Origin of the sequence: Endozoicomonas sp. ISHI1 (genome assembly GCF_024606225.1) — a bacterium.
In the GTDB taxonomy this organism is placed as follows: Bacteria; Pseudomonadota; Gammaproteobacteria; order Pseudomonadales; family Endozoicomonadaceae; genus Endozoicomonas_A.
Genome location: NZ_JAGRPU010000004.1, coordinates 36220 through 57321, shown reverse-complemented (window position 1 = coordinate 57321; position 21102 = coordinate 36220). Strand labels below are relative to the sequence as shown.

The window sequence follows — 21102 nt, the reverse complement described above, 5'->3', positions numbered from 1 at the left end:
GTCTTGTCCGAAAAGTGTGGAATTACAATTTTTGGCAGAAAACGCAGACTTCCCAGCAGATCAATGCTGTGTCAAATAACGCAATGAATGGCGCTGAGGACCGCTGTGATGTTGCGCAAAATCCTTGCCTGACACCGCGCAGGAGCTGCACATCACGTGCAGGTGATTTGGCTTAATACTTTAGACGTCAAACCACACTTTTGACCTTCTTGACCTGAACATTGATGCCAACAGTTTCCTCTGTTTTGAACCGTTCATAGACGAATTCGTTCACGCTAACCTCGCAGCCATATACACTAAAGTCAACGACCTGACTGCTGCCACGGTTCCAGACCCTCAGTGTGGAATCACTGTGTTTTTCGATGTTCCATTGGTGGAATCCTGAATAGTCTTGCGTTTCCGCCTCATTTACAAAATGCTGGAAGCGAGCGGCACCATCAACCTTCAACGCCCTGCAAATCTGCTCAAAGGAAAGTATTGGGTCGTATCCATGATCGATAGAGTTCTGTGCAAGAATGAAATCAAACCGTTCTTGCCCGAACAGGTCAGCCGTTTTCTCTGCTACACCAAAAACCAGGTCGTAGCCGCGCTCAAGACCGTAGATATCCATCAATGTGTTGTAGGCACATGCCAGTGGGTCAGCGGCTATTATGTCCAGCTTTTGCTGGTTGAGGAGACGCCCAACCGCTGGCTTCAGCGCACAGCCCATATCGAGGATTTCTATATGACCTTCTGCATTTCCGGGTAATGAGTCCTCATATTGAAAAGGAAAGTCCAGCAGAAACTCTTTTCGGAAGTCTTCATGATGAGCCGCAAGCATATTCCTGGAAAGGCCATCCCACCAAAAACGCAACTCGTCTTCAACACCAGACGCCCATTCCTGTGCCTCAATTCCGTGTTTGTCGCATTCAATTAGAACGCTTTGTGTGAGGCTCTTTAAGGAGGATAGTAGCAAGCGTTCACAAAACCTGTTCCAGTGATCTCTGGAGCGGTACTTTTCAAGTTCGACGGCGAGGTCTGGAGAAGTATCGGAATGCTCGCTCGGTTTCACAACCTGGTATGTCTGGCGGCGAAATACTTTATTGATGCCCTGACGAATACTGCTCATTCAAATCTCCTGGTTTTAGGACAGTGAGTAGGAGCTGAACCAATTCTTCAACTGTGCTGGCACTGATCTTTCGTACTTAACCGTATACCCAAGTGCAGTAGTCCGTCCTATGAAAAAGTGCTTTCATTCAGATCAGTCTGAAACAGACGCAGTCTTTTCTGAACAGTCCCCAATTACGATTAATAAGAAGTAAAGCCTGTTTACACAAATGATCAACTGGAATTTACAGGCAGAAGAAGCCACTTTTTAATAACAAAAAAGTGAGTATTCAGTAGATAAACTCACCCATACGGCAGGATAGATGGCTGTGCCTTTAGCCATAACCATACTGATGGTCAGAACATCATAACAGCCATCAGTACAGCAACGAGAGCAAAGCGATAGATCACGAAAGGCATCAATCCGATTCGATTGATAAATGACAGAAAGAGATGCATACAGATCCAGGCGCTGACACCTGCTATCAGGGCACCAGAGAACAGTATGCCCCAGTCGACCGGCTCTGTGGATTTAATCAGATCCAGTGTCAGAAGCAGCCCCGCCCCCAGTATGACCGGAATGGATAACAAAAATGAAAAGCGGGCTGCCGCCTCACGAGTCAAGCCGAGCATCAGGCCAGCTGTTATAGTAATACCTGAGCGAGACGTTCCCGGAATCAAGGCAATAGCCTGAGCAAAGCCAATGATCATAGCCTGACGGAAGTTCAACGTTTCAATAGGCTGTATTTTTTTCCCTTTATAGTCAGCCCAACCCAGAAGAGCACCAAAAATCATGGTTGTTCCTGCAATGACAGCAATGCTGCGCATAGCCTCATCAAGACCCACAGACTTCAGGGCAAAACCAAACAGAACCGCTGGCAAGGTCGCAGAAATCAGGTACCAACCCAGACGACTGTTCACCGTTGAGCCTTTACCTGCCACAGAGCCCAGCCAGTCCAGGGCAATTCTGATCAAATCCTGACGAAAATAGACCACAACTGCGATCAATGTGCCAATATGAACAGCCACATCAAATGCCAGCCCCTGATCCGTCCAACCCAACAACTGCGCAGGCAATATCAGATGAGCAGAACTGGAAATTGGCAGAAACTCTGTCAGGCCCTGAAGCAGAGCAAGAATGATTACCTGAAGGCTATCCACGATAGCATCCCTCCCTTACCGGGTAATATCAGCACATATCGGCTTCAAAGAATGGTTAACAAAGAAAAGGCATTTCAGCGTTCACTTTTCTTGAGAGCAACTTTATCCCTGAGATAGACAGGTCTGGCCTGCTCAGCAGGCACTGCAAATCCTTCGTTAAAATCAGCCGCAGCCAGAATAGCGATATCTGCCGCTCTGGGATAAGCCTCGGGAAAACACTTCACCACTTTTGCTGCCAGCAAGTCTTCGAACTGCCAACCCGTTCCCATTCCCAGCCAGTTCTCTTCGCCATCGGGCACGAGCACTTGCTCTGGAGCAATAACGCTCTCTTCAATCACTGGCCTCATCAATCCATTTTCTTCCTTGAAAGCACCCCAATAAACTTCCCCCATGCGGGCATCAATAGATGCCAGTACAGCGTTTGACTGATGCACTCTGAAGCCTTCCTGTGCCAAGGCTCTCAGGGTTGACACTGCAACAACCGGTTTGTCCGTGGCAAACGCTAACCCCTGCACCATGGCAGTCGCTATTCTGAGACCTGTAAAAGCACCAGGCCCACGACCAAAAGCCATGGCATCCAGATCAAACAGGCTGACGCCCTGCTTTTTCAAAAGATTGTCAACCATTCCCAAAAGCTCACGGCTGTGCCTTCTGGGTAACAACTCAAAATGCTCAACAATCTCACCGTCCAGATTCAGTGCAACTGAACAGGCTTCTGTAGCGCTATCAAGAGCCAGGATTTTCATCGTTGTATCTCTATAGAGAGGAGGGGTATCTCACACATTCAAAAGCAGGCCGTATCATTGCCCGCTAATGCGAAAGTCTCTTGAAAACGTAAAAAAGGACGCATAGTCGTCCTTTTTTCTACGGTTAGCATCTGGAGATGCCAGACAACAAAGCTTATCAGGCAGCCGAAGACTTAAGGGCACTGATCACTTTGGCCTTGATATCATTAACGCTGCCTACACCCTCAACACGGGTATAGCGGGTCTGTCCTTCAATGTTCTCGTAGAAGCTGATCAGAGGGGCGGTCTGATCGTGGTAAACTCCAAGACGCTTGCGGACGGTCTCTTCAATATCGTCATCACGCTGAATCAGGTCTTCACCCGTTACATCATCTTTACCTTCAACCTTTGGTGGGTTGTAGACAACGTGATAGGTACGGCCACTGTCAGGGTGCACACGTCTTCCTGCCATGCGTTGAACAATTTCTTCATCTTCAACGGCAATTTCGATCACATGATCAATATCTACACCGGCATCACGAAGTGCTTCAGCCTGTGGGATGGTCCTGGGGAAGCCATCAAACAGGAAACCTTTGGCACAATCGTCTTTGCCGATACGTTCTTTAACCAGCTCAATGATGATTTGATCTGAGACCAAAGACCCGGAATCCATAACCGCCTTTACTTTAAGACCTAGCTCGGTACCATCCTTGATTGCTGCGCGCAGCATGTCGCCGGTAGAGATCTGGGGGATACCAAACTCTTCCATGATAAACTGGGCTTGCGTACCTTTTCCGGCACCCGGGGCACCCAACAGAATCACTCTCATGAACAGGCTCCTGTCTGTCAAGACCCACTGCTCGAGCCTTGTTATGACGATTTTAAAAGGCACAAAGGATATACACAGAGTCACTGCGTTACAAGTTGATACAGGAAAATTCTAACCTCCATATACCCATCACCAAGATAAACGAGGTTAAGTCACAACTATGAAATTTCTGCATCCGCTGGCCGATACAGTCATCAGAACGCCCATTCTGAAGAGAAGCAGACATGAGAAGGTCATACAGAGTAAAGATAGTGTCCATAATGGCTATGACCCTACTGGCTGTGACCTTGCCGGTCACCACTTTGGCACTTCCTAACGCTAAAATCATGGGACATCGCTGGCTACTATCCGCTATAAAGAGTAACCGACCGCCTTCCGGCTATCTTACTCTCGACAACTGTAAGATAAGCAAGAACATTGGCGACCTGCCCGTTGACAAGCGCACTTACAGAGTTTCATTTAACGAAAATTTTTCCTACGATCCTGCCAGTGGCAGCATCTCAACCATCATGAACAGGCTCTACCAACAGACCCTCAACCTGGGTGGAACCCCTGTTCTTATCAGTAAACCTGCCACCATTATCCTGACCAGCAGGCCCCAGAGAGAATCAGTCACTTACCAGATCGTCATCACTCATAATGAGAGAACCATGATGCAGCTCTATGAATGCCCCTGGAGTAAAGCGGTCTACTTGTGGAAACCCGAAAGAGGTAGTCTTTTCAATTAATTAAAGATTTAACGGATCATCAGTTTGACGACATCAGCATCAGCTTCACGGCTTTCTCCCGCCTGGTGAAGCTTCTCCAGATAGCTCTCCCAGTATTTTTCCTGATTGACGCAAAGATCGTAGAGATAGCCCCAGTCGTAGATGCCACTGTCATGACCATCATTAAAGTGAATTTTAATCGCATAATGGCCCACCCTTTCTATGCTGATGATCTGAACCTGCTTTTTACCCCTTTGCAGCACTGGATTACCATGCCCCCTGACCTCGGCAGAAGGACTGTGGACGCGAAGCATCTCGCTACTGAGTTGATATGTCTCATCTGCACTGTAATTCAACTCGAGTCGTTGGGATTGCTTGTGAAAGTTCAATGCTTCCGGGATTTTTTGCTGCATGCTGAAAGTCTCTGCTTTAGTTGAACGACTGGCTTAACGCAGTCTACATCAGAGTCCTCTGTAGGGGACAAATTTGAGACACAACTTGATATGAAAGGGTGAATAGGTGTCCGATGGTAGTTAGAGTCTTGCTTCCTTGTTAGTTGCGCTTACATCAATGTTTTGAACTTTCCATCTGTAAACCATTCAAAGAGTTGAAGGACATCTTTGTTGAATGCCCTTCAAACCAACATCCTTGTGATCGAGGATACTACTAAATTAACGAAAGGAACTTAACATGAACGTAAATAACACGCCCAGCGCTGCTGCTGGGCAGACTTACTCAGTCTCGCCACAGCCTGTTCAAGCTCAAGGTAATTGTTTCGGTAAGGTTGTCGTCTGTGATGATGGCAGCGCGAAAATCTATTGCCCGAAATCCGATGGATCATCGGAAGAAAAGGCCACCGTTTTTCGTGATAGCCCAATCAGGTCAGCTACCTTCAGCGCCGATGGTACCCAAGTCCTGATGACCAGTCAGGATGGAACAACGAGAACCTTTGGTCGTGATGCCGATGGGGTATTCTTCGAACAAGGCACCTCTATGAAGAAGTGATCAACTACGCTGCTTTCAGTACCACTGGCTGCCAGCTGTTGACTGCAAGTAGCGATAAAACGTTGAAAATCACTGAACTATGAGTGACAGTCAAGCGGCCTCCGACAGAGTTGGAGGCCTATTGGCTGACATCCTCAATATAACAACAATCCATTCCCAGGCAAGCTACAACCCACCCCTGAATGATCGACATAAAACCAGAGGAGACATTAACCCTTTTATTCAGGATAATGGCGAGTCATTACCTAACCAATAATTACGCCCAAGGATTTTATCTCAGGCATGAACAACCTACAGACACCTAATGACTTATACCATAACCCTTACCCTGACGACGAAATTGATCTTTTTGAGCTTGTAGAAAAACTATTTGCCCAAAAATGGCTGATTATAGCGATTACCACTTTAGCAACAGCCATTGCTGTGGTTACAGCCTTTAAGCTTCCTGTAAGCTACACAACTGAAGCCGTCTTAAACGAACCCTCTTCTGCAGATATTGCAGCCTGGAACAGTAATGTGTTCTTAATTGCTTCAAATAGTAATAACAGTGGCTCGGGGTACCTTTCGACTGAAGAAGCCTATCAGCTGTATATGAAGTATTTAACCAGTCCTGCTGCAAGACGTTATGCTTTCCAGGAGTCATCGCTTGCGGATAATACTTCCACACCCGATCCTGAAATGCTTGCAGCGCAATATCAGGCATTCTCTAACAACTTAGCCATCACAACGGACAAGGGGGACAGTCGAACGAAAATTCGATATAGCTCTCACAGCCCTGAAGAATCAGCATCAATCGTCAATGAAATTCTTTTGCCATACGCTCAGGACCGATTTTTAAACCATATGAATGAGAACTTTCAAGCACAAATTGACATAAAGAAAAAACAGATCATAAGCCATATCAATCGTCTGGAATCAAACTTCATATCCTACAACAAACTGCGCCTGACAGAACTGAGAGAAGCTTTAGCCCAGGCACAAGCCGCCGGGATTACTGAACTTCGGACCAGTGAAGTGAATGCAACCATTCTTGATGGAGCCCCTTACCTGCTGGGTGAGAAGCTTCTGAAGTCGAGAGTTGACGCGATCAATAACAGAATTGAGAAGTATCGCTTTTACAGCATTCCCGAAACAGAAAATAGCACAGAAAAACCCTATATCAGAGGTGTATCCGGTCGTGTTTACCAGCTGGAACAATTAGAAAAACTGGACCCGGACTTTTCTTCCATGATTCCAGCCAAGATAGAGCAACCTGCGGTCATGCCAGCTTCGCCCTCTAAACCCAATAAAAAGCTTATTGTCGTTTTAGGCGCTATGTTAGGTCTGATGGCCGGAGTCTTCCTTGCCCTGATCAGGATAGCTCTCAAAAGCAGAGAAGAGAGAAAGCGAGCTGCCGACCATAACGTCCCGAGTATGGTCGGCTAAAAGGTCAGAGGATATAGCGACTCAGATCTTCGTCCTGAACCAACTCACCCAGATGCTCGTTAACATAAGCAGCATCAATCAACAGCGGTGATTCGCTGTGCTTGTGAGAGAGGTCTGCTGCACTGTAGGAGATCTCTTCCAGCAGACGCTCAATAACAGTGTGTAGACGACGGGCACCGATATTCTCGGTGTTCTCGTTGACTGTCCAGGCCACTTCCGCAATTCGGGCAATACCATCTTCAGCAAAGGTAATATTGAGTTCTTCTGTCTTCATCAGAGCCTGATATTGCTTCGTCAGGGATGCATTCGGCTCAGTCAGGATACGAACAAAGTCTCTGGTGGTAAGTGCCTTCAATTCAACACGAATAGGCAGGCGGCCCTGCAGTTCCGGAATCAGATCAGATGGCTTGGCAAGATGAAACGCCCCTGAAGCCATGAACAAAATGTGATCCGTTTTGATCATACCGTACTTGGTGGAAACGGTGCAGCCTTCGATCAATGGCAACAGATCCCGCTGAACACCTTCACGGGAAACATCAGCATTTGAGCTGGAAGAGCGCTTGGCCACCTTATCAATTTCATCGATGAAAACAATGCCATTCTGCTCAACAGATTCTATCGCTCTGGTTTTGAGTTCATCTTCATTGACCAGTTTCGCAGCTTCTTCGTCCTGAACCAGTTTCAAAGCGTCCTTGACTTTTAGCTTGCGCTTTTTCTGCTTTCCAGAATTCAGATTTGAGAACATATTCTGCAGCTGGCTGGTCATTTCTTCCATGCCGGGAGGTGCCATAATTTCCACACCCATGGCTGCTTCGCGAACATCAATCTCGATCTCTTTGTCATCCAGCTGGCCTTCACGCAGCTTCTTGCGGAACACCTGACGGGTTGTATTATCCTGAGGCTTTTCGGCGTCCTCCGAGAAGGAGCGGGGAGGCGGCAGTAAGGCATCCAGTATTCTTTCTTCTGTCGCATCGAGAGCACGATCTTTTACTCTCTCAACTTCCTGCTCACGCAGCATTTTTATAGCTGCATCCATCAGATCCCTGATAATAGATTCAACATCACGGCCAACATAACCCACTTCTGTAAACTTGGTTGCCTCGACCTTGATAAAAGGCGCATTAGCCAGTTTAGCCAGACGGCGAGCGACTTCAGTCTTACCCACGCCGGTAGGACCAATCATCAGAATATTCTTGGGAGTGATTTCATTTCGCAGCTCTTCATCCAGCTGCATACGACGCCAGCGATTGCGAAGAGCAATGGCTACGGCTCGCTTGGCATCATCCTGGCCAATAATATGTTTATTCAGTTCGTGAACGATTTCACGAGGGGTCATATTTGACATGTCACAAACTCTGTAAACGAAAGATCAGCAAACTCACCATTTAAACACTGTCAGCGAGAAGCCATATTGTAACTGACTTCTGCTTTTCAGCCTTTTGGTCAAGACTGCTCTATCTTGATTTCTTCGATAACCCGGTTCTGGTTGGTATAGACACAGACATCTGCAGCTATTTCCAGACTTTTCTCTACGATATCTTTCGCGCCCAAATCAGTATTCTGATAAAGCGCTTTGGCAGCAGACTGAGCAAAGAATCCACCCGAGCCAATGGCCAGAATGCCATCATCAGTGACCATAACGTCACCATTGCCGGTAATGACCAGAGATGCTTTAGCATCAGCTACAATCAACATGGCCTCCAGACGCTGCAATGTCCTGTCGGTACGCCATTCTTTCGCCAGTTCAACGGCTGCTTTTTCCAGACGCCCATGATGCTTTTCCAACTGGGCTTCAAAACGTTCAAAAAGAGTAAATGCGTCTGCTGTGCCACCGGCAAAGCCAGCTATCACTTTACCTTTAAACAGGCGACGCACCTTGTGGGCATTACCCTTAATGACGGCGTTACCCAGTGAAACCTGACCATCACCGCCTACGACCACACTATCGTTTCGACGTACGGACAGAATGGTGGTGCCACGATACTGTTCCAAGGTAGGCTCCTTTTAGCATTTTGCTTGATTCGTCACTTAATATTGGGGAGAAGACAGAATTATCAAGGGGGCGGCCCGGAAAAACTTTCCATACCGCATTGTGAGTAACTAACCAGTTGGTGATGAGTGTAATTTTCGCACTTGGCACTCTGTTACCGCATATCAAAGCATTTCAGGATAAAGGAGTAGTCAAACGCTATATCCTGTATCCACTCGTAACGCCTGCTGGCACCGGCATGGCCTGCATGCATTTTCATATTAAGGATCAGAGGGTTGTCATCGGTTTTCAACGCCCTGAGTTTGGCCACCATCTTGGTCGGCTCCCAGTAAGTGACCTGCTCATCGGATATCCCCGAGTTGTAGAGCGCAGGCGGATAGTTCCCGGCCTCTATATTGTCGTAGGGAGAGTAGCCAGAGATGTAGTCAAAGTCTTCTTTACTCGTTATCGGGTTACCCCACTCTTCCCACTCTGGCGCAGTCAGGGGCAAAGATGCATCACTGATCGTATTGATCACATCAACAAAAGCCACATCGGCAACAACACAACCAAACAGATCAGGTCTCATATTGGTGACAGCCCCCATTAGCAAGCCGCCCGCGCTGCCACCATTGATAGCAATCTGGCCTTTGCTTGTATAGTTACGATGAATCAGGTACTCACAGCAATCGATGAAATCGTTAAAGGTGTTCATTTTATGCTGCATTTTACCATTGAGATACCAGTCATACCCCTTGTCATCGCCACCTCTGATATGAGCAATGGCATAGACAAAACCACGATCAATCAGGCTGAATTTAGGCGAAGAAAAACCTGCCGACATTCCATGACCATAAGAACCATAACCATAGACCATGGTCTTGTTGCTACCATCCAGCTTAGTGCCTTTCTTGTAGATAATGGTCAGTGGCACTTGCTCACCATCCCGAGCCGGGGCGAACTCTCTCTTCACTTCATAGAGCGAGGCATTAAAATTCGGAACATCCTTGCGATAAACTTCTGTCAAAGCGCCATTTTCCAGATTCAGCTCAAACACTGTGTTTGGCGATATAGGTGAATCATAATCAAGCCTGACAACGGTCGCCTGATGATCCCAGTCACCATAAAACTCCAGACAATGAGCCTCCTCAGGCATGGAGATGATTGAGAAGGTTCCGGAATCCATATCCATCACAGCCACTTCGTCGAGCACTTTCTGGTTATTTTTGCGTTCAACAATCAGAAAGTGGCTGTAGAAGTGGATACTGCTCAGGCACAGGCCCTTCTGCTCCGCAATGAAGTCCTGCCAGTTTTCCTGAGCCCACTTTTCATGAGCTACAGGCATTTCATCGGCTATCGGCATGTGAGGAGCTGCCGGACACTTCATGACTTTGAAGTCATTGGCTTCATCCTGATTGGTCAGAATGTAGAAGTCCCCCCTGTAATGCTCCAGGGAGAAAGAGACATCGTTCTCACCCACAGCAAACTTTTCAAACTGATCAGAATTCCGTCCAGCCACATACACGACATGAGTAGAACCACTATCCAGATGAATCATGAAATACTCACGATCATTGGTTCGGGATAACGATAAAAACATACTGTCGTATTCTTCCGGTTTGGAATAGATTAACTCCTTTTCAGTAACGCCCTTGTGAATATCGACTTTGTACACGTCACGACCACGACCCGACTCATCCCGCTCAACAATGTACAGATGCTCATTGCCATGCCAAAGAAAAGACCCGGTACTGTTTTGAAACTCCCATTTCAGATCTTGCCCCGTCTCCAGATCCCGAACCCGGATGGTTCTCTCCATTGAACCGGTCAGATTGAAACTGTAGGCAAAATGAGTCTGCTTGAGGTTAGTGCCTGAAGCACCGAAAATATAAAGTTCTTTACCTTCTGCTTCCTTGTTTACATCAAAGTAGACTTCTTCGTGAGCTTTTCTTGAGCCTTTCTTGCGACAAAGAATCGGATAGTCCCTGCCTTTTTCTTCCCTTGTGTAATAGAAAAAAGCACCTTCTTTGACCGGCCAAGATTCATCATCTTCCCTGATACGAGACAGAACTTCACCGTAGAGGTTTTCTTCAACCTCCTTGTAGCCTTTCATCCACTCATCTTTATAGGCATTTTCAGACCGGATGTACTCAAGAACCGCTGGATTATCAAAATCCAGATCACCGGCAATAAACTTCTGCCAGTTTCTATCTCTCAGCCAGTGGTAGTCATCCACCCTGCTAATACCATGTTGAACGATTTCATGGGCTATTTTTTGGGCTACCGGTGCTTTCATACTTACCACCTGATTGATTTTTCTTCGCTCAAGGCACTGTATCATTCAAGAATAAAAAGTGAATCCAGCTATTTCATTCTCAGCAACAGACCATCAATTTTGAAATCAGCCAGCACCTGCTTTGCCTGATCAATACTTTCTGATGTTTCAAAAGGCCCCAGCTGAACCCTGTGCCATGACTCCCCTGCCCCCACGGTCACCTTGACGACTCTGGGTTCCTGGCCTGCCAACAGCAACTGAGCCTTGAGGCGTTCGGCATCTTTGGCACTTCGGAATGAACCTGCCTGTAACAAATACTTTACACCGGGCTTTGTGGTTGTTTGCGCTTCAGACACGGATTTTGAACCAGTTTTTTCACTGGCCGCTACTGTCGGCGGCGACTGCCGCTCAACAGGTTCAGGCAGAATGACTTCCTGTTCGGGCAGCACGGTATAAAAATCAAAGACCGGTTCCGGACTTTTCTTATCGGGCTGAGCCGCTTCAACAGACTTGGCAGGCGCATTAACGGAAACAGGAGCCGGTGTCAGATTGATCAGGAAAGCCACAAAAAAGCCAGCCGCAAAACCGGTGACCAGCCAGATCCAGCCTGGCAGCTTTGACTGTTGACTGGATTTCTTTTTCGAAGCGGCCTTGCTGGCGCCTCTTTTTGGTGGAGTACGGGTGCTCATATGTCTGATGCAAAATCTACTTCAAAAGGGAAAAACAAGAGACTCATTCTCACCCATGAATCGAAGTTTTGCACAATATCCTTTTTAACAAGACGATTTTCACGAACAAGGTCATATTACCACGGATACCCTCTGTTACCATGCAATCACGGCACTTGTGACTTTAGATCTGGTCTTTATGGCCAATCCCAAGCTGAAAACGGGACATTTCAAAACGGTAGAAGAAGGTCATTGCAGAGCGGAGTTGACGGTGGAGCGCACAAAGAAAGTGTCTTAGCGTTAATCTCTGCTACTCTGTGCTATTCACTCACATTGATTGGAGTTATGCCAGTGAGCTCCAAAGCAAGACCTCAGCCAACAGAGATTGATCATATTCGCAACACTTTGACTGACGTAGTTGATGGTCTGGGTCAAACCCGTGGTGAAATGCACCAAAGGTTTGACCAACAAGAAAAAGAACACAGTCTATTCAAACATGAGGTTAAAGAGCGGTTTGACCTGCAAGAAAAAGAACATAGCCAATTCAAACATGAGGTTCAAGAGCGCTTTGACCTGCAAGAAAAAGAACATAGCCAATTCAAACATGAGGTTAAAGAGCGGTTTGACTGCCTCGAACAGAAAATTGACCAGCAAAGCTCTGAATTTAGTGAAGTCAAAGAAATGCTCCAAGCCTTGCTTACCCGCCAATAACCACGATCAAACGAATGCTTCCGGTTCGTTGGGGCTTCTTGGGGCTTCGCCGCTCCGCCCGACGTGCCTGTCGGCTCGCGGCTGAAGCCTTAGGTGGACCGGTATTCTATAACACGTTCTCCATTCATGGATGGGGTATAGGCTATTGTTTCTGTTATATCGCTGTTAGATAAACTTTCAGGCATACAGCACATTGCAGCATTAGCTCCTATAGCAATTATTCTAATATCAGGATTTTGTACTGGTGCTTTAAAAACCAACTTTAATTCATTTAAATCACCTTCGGGAAAACACACTAATATAGCTCCTCTTTCTTTATTTTGTAATTTACCAATAAAATCAGCAACGGCATCGGAAGCGTTTACTTTTTCGACATTTCTTAAAAATGGAGAATATCTACTTCTTTCTTTATCAAACCTGGAGAAATTATCCGTAGCAACAATATTGCACCCCCTTAGTTTAAGTTCTGAGGCAAGCCAACCATTACCAGCATAAACTTCCAAGCAAGTATCATCACCCAAATAGTCATGCAATTTAGCTAAAAACACTTGATCGATATTAACACAACTCCTTAAACAAGAAATTCTTACAAATCCATCACACACACTTTTAAATAAACCTGTTGTATCTTCTATTGCCTCTTTTATATTTATTAAATCGGGGTATTTATCTGGCACTTCATTCAACTCATATTTTTCTAAACATGCATGCATCAAGTTGAATAGAGAAATCATTTTCTCCTTATCCTTTATTTTCACTTCATCAGAAAGTGTTATACCACCCCCTAATGCGCCACCCATCTTCGAAACCAATGCTTTAAGTTCTTTTATTTCATCAATGTCAGACGGTTTATTTAAAGACTTTGATTCTATTTTTCTTTTTTTTAGTGCCCATCCTTTCAATTCACTACTATCACCAGCCTTACATTTTTTAGTGGCAGGTAAATCGAGCTCTTTATCAAGCTCTAATTTAGGTGCTAAGCAAAATTGAGCTTGCAATTTAGATACTACGGGCTTTTGACTTGGCAACATAGTTGATATCTCCTAAAAAAAATGATTTAAATATGAGATATCTGTTTATGAAATCTGTTCCATAATTGGTTATCATTGCTAACCATTCAGCAAGGCTACCTTACAAAAATTTCCAGATGGGAGGGGGCAGCACCTGCGGAGCAGCCCCTATAATTGGGTTATATGGCAAGTACACATCAATTAAATATGCTAGCAGCCTGTCGGACTTAAGGCTGTCCTACTGCGGTTGCAATAAATTGGTCTAAAAATTCCTGCTTCTTCGTCAAATAGCTCGCTATTCTCCTCAGAAGCAGAAATTTTTATCCTCAATTTCTTGCAATCCTCGCTACGGACGCTTAAGTCCGACAGGCTGCTAGTTTCAAATATTTAAAAGAGCTATAGCCCGTGCATATAGACAAAACCGCAATTTTAACCCTGCTTTTTTATACTTTTATATCAGAAGTTCTTTCAGCCGCACCATTAGATAGAGTTGAACGATTTCTCGTTTTTAGCGAGTGCAATGGTTCAGAATTAAGTATCTTTGTCTTTCAATCATGAATCCATCAGTGCGTCAATTGTGTTGGAGGAAGTATATCAAGAGCATTCTGGCACTTGGTTTATTACTGGTCATTCACTGAATATACAAAACTGGAACAAATTAGCCACGTCCAGCACACCCACTTCATCCATTGCATTCAGTACATCACCAAACTTATACTTTGTCGTCCTGTCAGCCTTGTTGTGCTCTGTTGTACAAACCCTATAACAAAAAATCCCGGGAGCCTGCATCTCCGGCGCGGTCCATAAATTTGGCGTTATTTCTACTGCAGAGCCTTATTGTTGGCCATTCAGCGCGAGCTCGACGCTCAGAAAGTGTAGGTGCACCTTCTGTTTCTGCTGAAATTTCATATTGGAAGAGACAAACGCTACCCCCATTGCCCTCACTCATGTATGCTTCGGGGGTTAAACTAAGCACTAGCGTTTCCCTCCACTCTGCGAATTTGCACATTTGTACAAATTTTTAAATGCAGGGCACGAAACCCTTTAAATCCAGATTCTCGCAAAGAGCCATGATGGAAGAGCATTACCACCCGCATAAAATCGAGACAGAAGCCCAGAACTACTGGGAAGAGAACGACAGCTTTGCTGTCACTGAAGAGGCTGGCAAAGAAAAATACTACTGCCTGTCCATGTTCCCTTACCCCAGCGGTCGACTGCACATGGGTCACGTTCGCAACTACACCATTGGCGACGTGGTTTCCCGCTATCAACGTATGCAGGGCAAAAATGTTCTGCAACCTATGGGTTGGGACGCCTTCGGCCTACCGGCAGAAAACGCCGCTATCAAAAACAAAACCGCTCCAGCCCCATGGACTTATGAGAACATTGACTACATGAAAGGCCAGCTGAAGCGTCTTGGCTTCGGTTATGACTGGAATCGTGAGCTGGCCACCTGCAAGCCAGACTACTACAAGTGGGAACAGTGGTTTTTCACCCAACTGTACGAGAAGGGTCTGGTCTACAAGAAGATGTCTTCTGTGAACTGGTGTCCTAACGACGCTACCGTTCTGGCCAACGAGCAGGTAGAAGATGGCCGTTGCTGGCGCTGTGACACCCTGGTTGAGCGTAAAGAGTTGCCCCAGTGGTTTGTAAAAATCACGGCTTATGCCGATGAACTGCTGGCAGACCTGGATCAGCTGGAAGACTGGCCTGAGCAGGTTAAAGCCATGCAGCGTAACTGGATTGGTCGCTCTGAAGGGGTTCAGATGACCTTTGAGATAGCTAACCCGACTGCAGGCTCACCAGAAGAATTCCAGATCTACACCACACGCCCGGACACACTGATGGGTGTCACTTACATCGGCGTTGCCACAGAGCACCCCATCGCCAAAGCTGCGGCTGCAAACAATCCGAAACTGGCGGCTTTCATTAAAGAATGCAAGACCCATGGTGTGACCGAAGCAGAAATGGCCACCATGGAAAAAGTGGGGGTTGATACTGGTATTCGAGCTATTCACCCGATCACCGGCAGAGAAGTACCTGTCTGGGCTGCCAACTTCGTCCTGATGGATTACGGCACTGGCGCTGTTATGGCGGTACCCGGTCATGATCAGCGCGACTATGAATTTGCTAGTCGCTTTGAGCTGCCTGTCGAGCAAGTCATAGAGCCTGCAAATGGCGAACAGTGTGACTTGTCCAAAGCAGCGTTCACTGAAAAAGGCAAGCTGATCAACTCTGGTGAATTTGACGGCCTGACTTCTCAGGAAGCATTCAATGCCATTGCCGACCAGTTGATTGCTCAAGGCAAAGGTGAAAAGCAGGTTAACTACCGTCTGCGTGACTGGGGTGTGAGCCGTCAGCGTTACTGGGGGACTCCAATTCCCATGCGTTATCTGGAAGATGGCACTGAAGTCACTGTCCCTCTTGAAGATCTGCCGGTACTGCTGCCTGAAGATGTTGAGATGGACGGTGTTCATTCACCCATCAAGGCCGATCCCGAGTGGGCTAAAACCAACCATGACGGCCAGATAGCAACCCGTGAAACCGATACGTTCGATACTTTCATGGAATCCAGCTGGTACTACGCTCGCTACTGCTCTCCCCAGACGGATGAACAAATGCTGGACCCGGCTGCTGCCAACTACTGGCTGCCAGTGGATCAGTACATTGGCGGTATTGAACATGCCGTTATGCACTTACTCTACTCCCGCTTCTTCCACAAACTGCTGCGTGATGCGGGTCTGGTCGACAGCGACGAGCCATTCAAAAAGCTGCTGTGCCAGGGCATGGTTCTTGCGGATACCTTCTACTCACTGGACGAAAAAGGCTTGAAGCACTGGATTTCACCCAAAGATGTAGACTTTGAACTGGACGACAAAGGTCGATTGATCAAAGCCACCCTGAAAAAAACCGGTGAAGCCGTTGAGCACGCGGGCATGAGTAAAATGTCCAAGTCCAAAAACAACGGTATTGACCCACAGGATCTGATCGATAAGTACGGTGCTGACACCATTCGTCTATACACCATGTTTGCTGCTCCTCCCGAACAGACCCTGGAATGGTCAGAAAGCGCTGTTGAAGGGGCCCACCGTTTCCTGCGTCGTTTCTGGAAACAGGTTTCCGAACATCTGGCTTCCGGCGATCTACCGGCTCTGGACAGTAAATCCTTGAGCAAGGAACAGAAAGACCTGCGTCGCAAAACTCATGAAACCATCAAAAAGGTTTCCGATGATTGCGAACGTCGTCTGACTTTCAACACCGCTATTGCTGCCATCATGGAATTGAACAACGCAATTGCCAGGTTCGGGGACACCAGTGATCAGGGCCGTGCCGTTCTTCGTGAAGCCCTGGAAGCCTCCACTCTGATGCTGGCACCTATTGCCCCTCACGCTATGCACAGTGTCTGGCATGCTCTGGGTCATGCAGAGCCTGTGGTTCAGGCTGGCTGGCCAGCAGTGGACGAGTCGGCCCTGGAAAAAGACGCTATCACCATGGTGATTCAGGTCAACGGCAAGGTTCGTGCAAAACTGGAAGTTCCAGCTGGCATGGATAAAGAGGCGATTGAAAAGCTGGCGCTTGAACAAGAGAACGTAACAAGGTTCATCGAAGGAAAGACCGTTCGCAAGGTGATTGTAGTACCGGACAAACTGGTTAACATTGTTGCCAGCTGACCGGTTATTAACCACAGCTCACTGTCAAAAAGGCCAGCATTTCTGCTGGCCTTTTTAATATGCGATGTGTGACTTTTCAGAAAGGATATGAGTTGGACAGGTTTTGCCAGAGTTCAACAGACTGCATAATTCAGCTGAGATAATCCACCAGAGTTTGAAACAAAGCGTCACGTTCAATGGGCTTGGTCAGATAATCGTCCATACCTTTTGATAAAGCCTTGTTTTTAAACTCGTCAATAGCGTGAGCACTAAGACCGATGATGGTATGCCTCTCAATTCCAGCCTCCTGTTCAAACTGCCGGATCGCTTCGGTAGCAGAGTAACCATTCATAACAGGCATTTCACAGTCCATCAGAATCAGATCCCAGTTATCCTGATTACTCTTGAACTGATCGAGAGCTTCCTGACCATTTTCTGCAAAGACAGGCACAATATTGACTTTTTTGAGTAACTTTTTTAGCACCAGCTGATTGGCGGGATTATCTTCAGCCACCAGCACGTTCTTGTTATTCAGCACACCGGACTCAGCAATTTGGGAAACATCCATGATTCAACCTGTTTAGAATAATTATCTTACTTTCAGATTAGCGGTTAACCCAAAGATTGCATTATCAAACACTATTGATAAGTCGCAATACACCCCCACCTATCAAGTACTATTTTTCATGCTCCCCCGGTAAATGATATGTCTAAGCCTGTTCAAATCGTCTGCCCTTTATACAGCACTCCCAACCGGGTTCCCAAAATTCGCTCCATCCCAACCCTGATTCTGTTCAAAAACGGGAAAGAAATTGACCGCACATCCGTTGCCCTGCCCGGGAATCAACTGAAGAAATGGATTAGAAATGCGGCCAAAAGCTAATAAGAAGTGATAATAAATAGAGCAGCTATTAGGTTCTACTATTCTTAAGGGACGGTAAAAAAAACAGCATACAGGGACAGTATGAGCTTAATCGACAAAACCTCAGGTCAGGGTCCGCAATGGATCCAGCCCGAGGGAACCCAGCAGGTTTCTAATGATGGCAGAGTCAGGGCATTACGTAATGTCTTCAACAAGATGCTCCCTCCAGAGGATCAGGTAACTCCTAAAAAGCATTCCATCCATGAACGAGGCGTTCGAGTTATTCCTCCAACGCCAAAACACATTTACAAGACATCGTCCCGACCTCGCAGACCGGCCCCTAAAGCGCCCGATCTTAAGCCGCAACAACAACCTGCTATTGAGCAGAAGGCTCCAACCAGACCCAGAAGCCAGGTGCTTACTAAAAGACCCCCGAAAGCCAAATCGCTTGCCAGTCGATCCATCAGCAAACCTGCAACAGCTTCAACGAACGCATTGCCTCAGTCGGCTACTATACAAAAGGCAACCAGTAATCTTCTGGATCATCACCTGGCCAAAATATCATCGGCATCAGACAGGCAGGCGCAATACCGGGAACTGATTGCCACCTTCAAAACCAGCTCCTGTGTTGAGGGTGACGATGCATTCTCTGATATACAAGAAGCCCTCAGGGACGCAGCCAACAAACTGGAAAGCCCCGGAGTCGCAGATGATCCCGCTGCGATACAAAACCTGAAGAAGCATTTTTACCGACGTCTGGTAACAGAGGGCGCAAAACTTCTGAAGCAAGCTCCCCCGGAAAGAACCGTTAAGAAAGTACCTCCAAAACCACCAGTCCGCACCAGCTCACTGCCCAATAATGTAGCTCCGACAGCAAAAAACACAGAGCCTGCGAGCGTGCAGAAAACGCCTGTCACAGCACCAGAGAAAGTTGAAACAGAACCGACCAGCCATATTAGTGAAATTTCTCTTCCGGTTAGACGTCAGAGAAAAAGACAAGCGGCACTGGATGCACCGGCAAAATATATGTCCAAAAGTCTCGCCCAAGGCAAGGACACCCCCTGGAAAGAGCAGATGCCGAAGTTTTTCACCCGATATCTGAGAGCCATGGCTCTGACGGGGGCTTCTGAAAAAGCAAGCGTCGACAAAAAATGGTTCAAGCATGAGGTGCCAGGCGCTTCAATATTCAGTAACAAAAGCAGTGTCTCTGATACCCAGAAAGAACTCAGGAACAGGCTGGAAGATATTGCTTTCCAGAAAGGTGAATCCCTTACCGGCTTTTATCGTTTCTTTGACCAACATCAGCTTGGCAGAAATGTGAGAATGGCAGCAGTCAGCCAGATGATGTTACCCCTGTCCGAGCATGGCCATCTTGATCCCATGAGCCTGCAGGATCTTGAACCCAACTCGGGTAAAGAAGTATCTCAATGGCTGAATCAACAACTGGATGTTATATCCCAACGGGAATATCAGAATTACACGGCATTGCTAGATGACCTTAAGAACAGAACGGAAGGTAAATACAGGGTGAAGCTGGATGACACACCTTTCGGTAAAGTGCCTCTGGAAAGCATTACCGCAAAAACGCATGGCGAAGGTGTCTTCAAAGTAGCCAGGGTGAACAGCTTTCAGTACACCCTTGATCATTGTACGCCCTGGCTAAAATCCGCTCACCCAGTCACCGACAAATTTGCCGAGCTGCGCCTTAAGGACACCACCGGAAAAAATAATCAAAAATTATCAGCAGATCAGCTCGAAGATTTACACAACCAGGCAAAAGGCCTGTTAAGCGAAATGAGCCAAATAAATATGAACAAGGTCCCCAAGAGTGTCCAGGACACTATGGCTTCAGAAAAGAAAAGTCTGGAAAGAATCATCGACAAATATCAAGATCTGGCCAAACAAAAGAACTAGCGCAGTCAAGCGGTACACCTCATACCGTTCGAACCGGGCTTATAAAAGTATCGTGCAACCATCCTTCGACAAGTCAGGGATGAACGAAGCGTCTATATTTCAGCACTTGGCTGCACTGGATAGTCAGCCGCTGATAAGCAATTCCAGAGAACTGATCCCTCCTGACTTTAAAAGTACCAATATTTATTGGGTGAATATTAATGAGAAATTGACAGGAACAGTATCAGAAATCGGAATCTGACCCACGGTTTTTGCCAGCTCTGTCAGGTTTTTAGCCGGAATACCAAATTCTGAAGCTCGAATGATAACAGGCTGAGTGCTGGCTACCGACAATACTTTTCCGCTTTTTACCACATTGACTGAAAATTCCAATTCTTGTGTATGGCCAAACAGAGTTACTTTAGCCGGAACAGTTAGCTGTTGGATCACTAAGTCAGAAGCTAATAATGAGTTGGAAATTTCTGCTGAAACCTTAGCGCTGGGAAATAAATCCGATTGGAAGAATAGCTTATTCAAGCGTTCATTTCTTATTCCAATTCCAGTGTCAATGCCAGAGATTGGAATATCCAGAGTTAACTGACCGGCTTCACTAATGCTGCCAGTCAGAGAGGATATTGTCGCTGGCTCAATAACATACTGTAACTTCACCGTAGCGAATGAGACTCTTGATATGTCTCGGTTTAGTTCAAATTGCGCCGCTTTACTCAGTCCACAAGCAGTGAACAGTAGTAGGAATATAAGAAATTTCTTCATCTTTTTTCCCTTAAAATCACGCGATAAGCCAACTCAAACTCAGCTGTCACTATGTTGTCTCCGGGCCAGGTCAGATTAACTTCCACGAATGATGCGGTGAACTACTCGTCCCTGAATGGAGTGTTTACAGTTCTCAGGACACTCATGAGCACGGCTAATTTAAGAGCCCATCAAGGTGTCCAAATGCCTGAAAAGAAAACGAAACCGTACATTGCTGAGCTCAAAGTATCCGCATTAAAGTTGGTCGTTGAGTTAGGTAAACCGGTGACAGAAACCGCCACAGAGCCTGGAAATTAATATTAGCACCTTACATACCCGGATAGCCAAGTACTCTTTACGGAACCATTTGCCA

The 21102-nt window shown here is 46.5% G+C and carries 21 protein-coding genes; 9 read left to right on the top strand and 12 right to left on the bottom strand.

Annotated features, from left to right (window positions below; translation table 11 throughout):
* Nucleotides 1–187: 187 nt before the first annotated feature.
* The 4 genes from KBW69_RS04550 to adk all read right to left on the bottom strand — a co-directional run bounded on the left by KBW69_RS04550 (nucleotide 188) and on the right by adk (nucleotide 3801).
* Nucleotides 188–1108: a class I SAM-dependent methyltransferase gene (locus tag KBW69_RS04550; RefSeq protein WP_257255442.1), complete on the bottom strand. Its 921-nt coding sequence runs from the start codon at nucleotides 1106–1108 to the stop codon at nucleotides 188–190.
* Between the two features lie 335 nt (nucleotides 1109–1443).
* The gene (locus KBW69_RS04545) at nucleotides 1444–2247 is read right to left on the bottom strand and encodes an undecaprenyl-diphosphate phosphatase (protein ID WP_257275430.1); all 804 of its coding nucleotides are present in this window, start codon (nucleotides 2245–2247) and stop codon (nucleotides 1444–1446) included.
* Nucleotides 2248–2321: 74 nt separating this feature from the next.
* Nucleotides 2322–2993, bottom strand: a complete 672-nt coding sequence (tsaB, locus tag KBW69_RS04540) for a tRNA (adenosine(37)-N6)-threonylcarbamoyltransferase complex dimerization subunit type 1 TsaB (protein WP_257255444.1) — start codon at nucleotides 2991–2993, stop codon at nucleotides 2322–2324.
* A 157-nt stretch (nucleotides 2994–3150) separates the two neighbouring features.
* Nucleotides 3151–3801, bottom strand: coding sequence for an adenylate kinase (gene adk / locus KBW69_RS04535; RefSeq protein WP_257255445.1), 651 nt, complete (start codon nucleotides 3799–3801; stop codon nucleotides 3151–3153).
* A 224-nt stretch (nucleotides 3802–4025) separates the two neighbouring features.
* Between adk and KBW69_RS04530 the strand changes: the two genes are divergently transcribed.
* On the top strand, nucleotides 4026–4529 hold the full coding sequence (locus KBW69_RS04530) for a hypothetical protein (protein ID WP_257280081.1): 504 nt from the start codon (nucleotides 4026–4028) through the stop codon (nucleotides 4527–4529).
* Nucleotides 4530–4537: 8 nt separating this feature from the next.
* Here the strand turns inward: KBW69_RS04530 and KBW69_RS04525 are convergent, their stop codons facing one another.
* On the bottom strand, nucleotides 4538–4921 hold the full coding sequence (locus KBW69_RS04525) for a DUF971 domain-containing protein (protein WP_257255447.1): 384 nt from the start codon (nucleotides 4919–4921) through the stop codon (nucleotides 4538–4540).
* Between the two features lie 277 nt (nucleotides 4922–5198).
* Here KBW69_RS04525 and KBW69_RS04520 point away from each other — a divergent pair, with 277 nt between their 5' ends.
* The 3 genes from KBW69_RS04520 (at nucleotide 5199) to KBW69_RS04510 (ending at nucleotide 6938) form a co-directional block, all read left to right on the top strand.
* Nucleotides 5199–5513, top strand: coding sequence for a hypothetical protein (locus KBW69_RS04520; RefSeq protein ID WP_257280080.1), 315 nt, complete (start codon nucleotides 5199–5201; stop codon nucleotides 5511–5513).
* A 79-nt stretch (nucleotides 5514–5592) separates the two neighbouring features.
* A complete protein-coding gene (locus tag KBW69_RS04515; protein ID WP_257280079.1) occupies nucleotides 5593–5769 on the top strand; it encodes a hypothetical protein in 177 nt (58 codons plus the stop codon).
* 26 nt (nucleotides 5770–5795) lie between these two features.
* Nucleotides 5796–6938, top strand: a complete 1143-nt coding sequence (locus KBW69_RS04510) for an LPS O-antigen chain length determinant protein WzzB (protein WP_257280078.1) — start codon at nucleotides 5796–5798, stop codon at nucleotides 6936–6938.
* A gap of 4 nt (nucleotides 6939–6942) precedes the next feature.
* On the opposite strand, the gene hslU is transcribed toward KBW69_RS04510, so the two are convergent.
* From hslU to KBW69_RS04490, 4 genes are all read right to left on the bottom strand, one after another.
* Nucleotides 6943–8283: an HslU--HslV peptidase ATPase subunit gene (gene hslU / locus KBW69_RS04505; protein WP_257255451.1), complete on the bottom strand. Its 1341-nt coding sequence runs from the start codon at nucleotides 8281–8283 to the stop codon at nucleotides 6943–6945.
* Nucleotides 8284–8381: 98 nt separating this feature from the next.
* The gene (gene hslV, locus KBW69_RS04500) at nucleotides 8382–8930 is read right to left on the bottom strand and encodes an ATP-dependent protease subunit HslV (RefSeq protein WP_257255452.1); all 549 of its coding nucleotides are present in this window, start codon (nucleotides 8928–8930) and stop codon (nucleotides 8382–8384) included.
* A 152-nt stretch (nucleotides 8931–9082) separates the two neighbouring features.
* The gene (locus KBW69_RS04495) at nucleotides 9083–11203 is read right to left on the bottom strand and encodes a S9 family peptidase (protein WP_257280077.1); all 2121 of its coding nucleotides are present in this window, start codon (nucleotides 11201–11203) and stop codon (nucleotides 9083–9085) included.
* A gap of 68 nt (nucleotides 11204–11271) precedes the next feature.
* Nucleotides 11272–11871, bottom strand: a complete 600-nt coding sequence (locus KBW69_RS04490; RefSeq protein ID WP_257280076.1) for an SPOR domain-containing protein — start codon at nucleotides 11869–11871, stop codon at nucleotides 11272–11274.
* Between KBW69_RS04490 and KBW69_RS04485 the strand changes: the two genes are divergently transcribed.
* Nucleotides 11872–12561 carry a hypothetical protein gene (locus KBW69_RS04485; protein WP_257280075.1) on the top strand — a complete coding sequence of 230 codons (690 nt, stop codon included), beginning with the start codon at nucleotides 11872–11874 and terminating at the stop codon, nucleotides 12559–12561.
* Nucleotides 12562–12650: 89 nt separating this feature from the next.
* Here KBW69_RS04485 and KBW69_RS04480 read toward each other — a convergent pair whose 3' ends face one another.
* Nucleotides 12651–13592, bottom strand: a complete 942-nt coding sequence (locus KBW69_RS04480) for a hypothetical protein (RefSeq protein ID WP_257255456.1) — start codon at nucleotides 13590–13592, stop codon at nucleotides 12651–12653.
* A gap of 1052 nt (nucleotides 13593–14644) precedes the next feature.
* Here KBW69_RS04480 and leuS point away from each other — a divergent pair.
* Nucleotides 14645–17242, top strand: a complete 2598-nt coding sequence (gene leuS, locus KBW69_RS04475) for a leucine--tRNA ligase (protein ID WP_257280162.1) — start codon at nucleotides 14645–14647, stop codon at nucleotides 17240–17242.
* Nucleotides 17243–17372: 130 nt separating this feature from the next.
* Here leuS and KBW69_RS04470 read toward each other — a convergent pair whose 3' ends face one another.
* Complete coding sequence (locus KBW69_RS04470; RefSeq protein ID WP_257280074.1) at nucleotides 17373–17789, bottom strand: response regulator; 417 nt, start codon at nucleotides 17787–17789, stop codon at nucleotides 17373–17375.
* 138 nt (nucleotides 17790–17927) lie between these two features.
* On the opposite strand from KBW69_RS04470, the gene KBW69_RS04465 reads away from it, so the two are divergent.
* Together KBW69_RS04465 and KBW69_RS04460 are read left to right on the top strand one after the other, a co-directional pair.
* Nucleotides 17928–18104, top strand: a complete 177-nt coding sequence (locus tag KBW69_RS04465; protein ID WP_257280073.1) for a co-chaperone YbbN — start codon at nucleotides 17928–17930, stop codon at nucleotides 18102–18104.
* Between the two features lie 81 nt (nucleotides 18105–18185).
* On the top strand, nucleotides 18186–19997 hold the full coding sequence (locus tag KBW69_RS04460) for a hypothetical protein (RefSeq protein ID WP_257280072.1): 1812 nt from the start codon (nucleotides 18186–18188) through the stop codon (nucleotides 19995–19997).
* A 183-nt stretch (nucleotides 19998–20180) separates the two neighbouring features.
* Here the strand turns inward: KBW69_RS04460 and KBW69_RS04455 are convergent, their stop codons facing one another.
* Complete coding sequence (locus KBW69_RS04455) at nucleotides 20181–20750, bottom strand: YceI family protein (protein WP_257280071.1); 570 nt, start codon at nucleotides 20748–20750, stop codon at nucleotides 20181–20183.
* 144 nt (nucleotides 20751–20894) lie between these two features.
* Between KBW69_RS04455 and KBW69_RS04450 the strand changes: the two genes are divergently transcribed.
* Nucleotides 20895–21047 carry a hypothetical protein gene (locus KBW69_RS04450; protein WP_257280069.1) on the top strand — a complete coding sequence of 51 codons (153 nt, stop codon included), beginning with the start codon at nucleotides 20895–20897 and terminating at the stop codon, nucleotides 21045–21047.
* Nucleotides 21048–21102 lie beyond the last annotated feature (55 nt).

Bases quoted from the DNA above. Each gene is read 5' to 3' on its own strand.
- KBW69_RS04465 (WP_257280073.1), top strand. From the start codon at position 17,928: ATGTCTAAGCCTGTTCAAATCGTCTGCCCTTTATACAGCACTCCCAAC.
- KBW69_RS04485 (WP_257280075.1), top strand. From the start codon at position 11,872: ATGTCTGATGCAAAATCTACTTCAAAAGGGAAAAACAAGAGACTCATT.
- KBW69_RS04530 (WP_257280081.1), top strand. From the start codon at position 4,026: ATGAGAAGGTCATACAGAGTAAAGATAGTGTCCATAATGGCTATGACC.
- KBW69_RS04455 (WP_257280071.1), bottom strand. From the start codon at position 20,750: ATGAAGAAATTTCTTATATTCCTACTACTGTTCACTGCTTGTGGACTG.
- hslU (WP_257255451.1), bottom strand. From the start codon at position 8,283: ATGTCAAATATGACCCCTCGTGAAATCGTTCACGAACTGAATAAACAT.
- tsaB (WP_257255444.1), bottom strand. From the start codon at position 2,993: ATGAAAATCCTGGCTCTTGATAGCGCTACAGAAGCCTGTTCAGTTGCA.
- KBW69_RS04515 (WP_257280079.1), top strand. From the start codon at position 5,593: ATGAGTGACAGTCAAGCGGCCTCCGACAGAGTTGGAGGCCTATTGGCT.
- adk (WP_257255445.1), bottom strand. From the start codon at position 3,801: ATGAGAGTGATTCTGTTGGGTGCCCCGGGTGCCGGAAAAGGTACGCAA.
- KBW69_RS04495 (WP_257280077.1), bottom strand. From the start codon at position 11,203: ATGAAAGCACCGGTAGCCCAAAAAATAGCCCATGAAATCGTTCAACAT.
- KBW69_RS04510 (WP_257280078.1), top strand. From the start codon at position 5,796: ATGAACAACCTACAGACACCTAATGACTTATACCATAACCCTTACCCT.
- KBW69_RS04460 (WP_257280072.1), top strand. From the start codon at position 18,186: ATGAGCTTAATCGACAAAACCTCAGGTCAGGGTCCGCAATGGATCCAG.
- KBW69_RS04525 (WP_257255447.1), bottom strand. From the start codon at position 4,921: ATGCAGCAAAAAATCCCGGAAGCATTGAACTTTCACAAGCAATCCCAA.
- KBW69_RS04480 (WP_257255456.1), bottom strand. From the start codon at position 13,592: ATGTTGCCAAGTCAAAAGCCCGTAGTATCTAAATTGCAAGCTCAATTT.
- KBW69_RS04520 (WP_257280080.1), top strand. From the start codon at position 5,199: ATGAACGTAAATAACACGCCCAGCGCTGCTGCTGGGCAGACTTACTCA.
- leuS (WP_257280162.1), top strand. From the start codon at position 14,645: ATGGAAGAGCATTACCACCCGCATAAAATCGAGACAGAAGCCCAGAAC.
- KBW69_RS04470 (WP_257280074.1), bottom strand. From the start codon at position 17,789: ATGGATGTTTCCCAAATTGCTGAGTCCGGTGTGCTGAATAACAAGAAC.
- KBW69_RS04450 (WP_257280069.1), top strand. From the start codon at position 20,895: ATGAGCACGGCTAATTTAAGAGCCCATCAAGGTGTCCAAATGCCTGAA.
- KBW69_RS04490 (WP_257280076.1), bottom strand. From the start codon at position 11,871: ATGAGCACCCGTACTCCACCAAAAAGAGGCGCCAGCAAGGCCGCTTCG.
- KBW69_RS04550 (WP_257255442.1), bottom strand. From the start codon at position 1,108: ATGAGCAGTATTCGTCAGGGCATCAATAAAGTATTTCGCCGCCAGACA.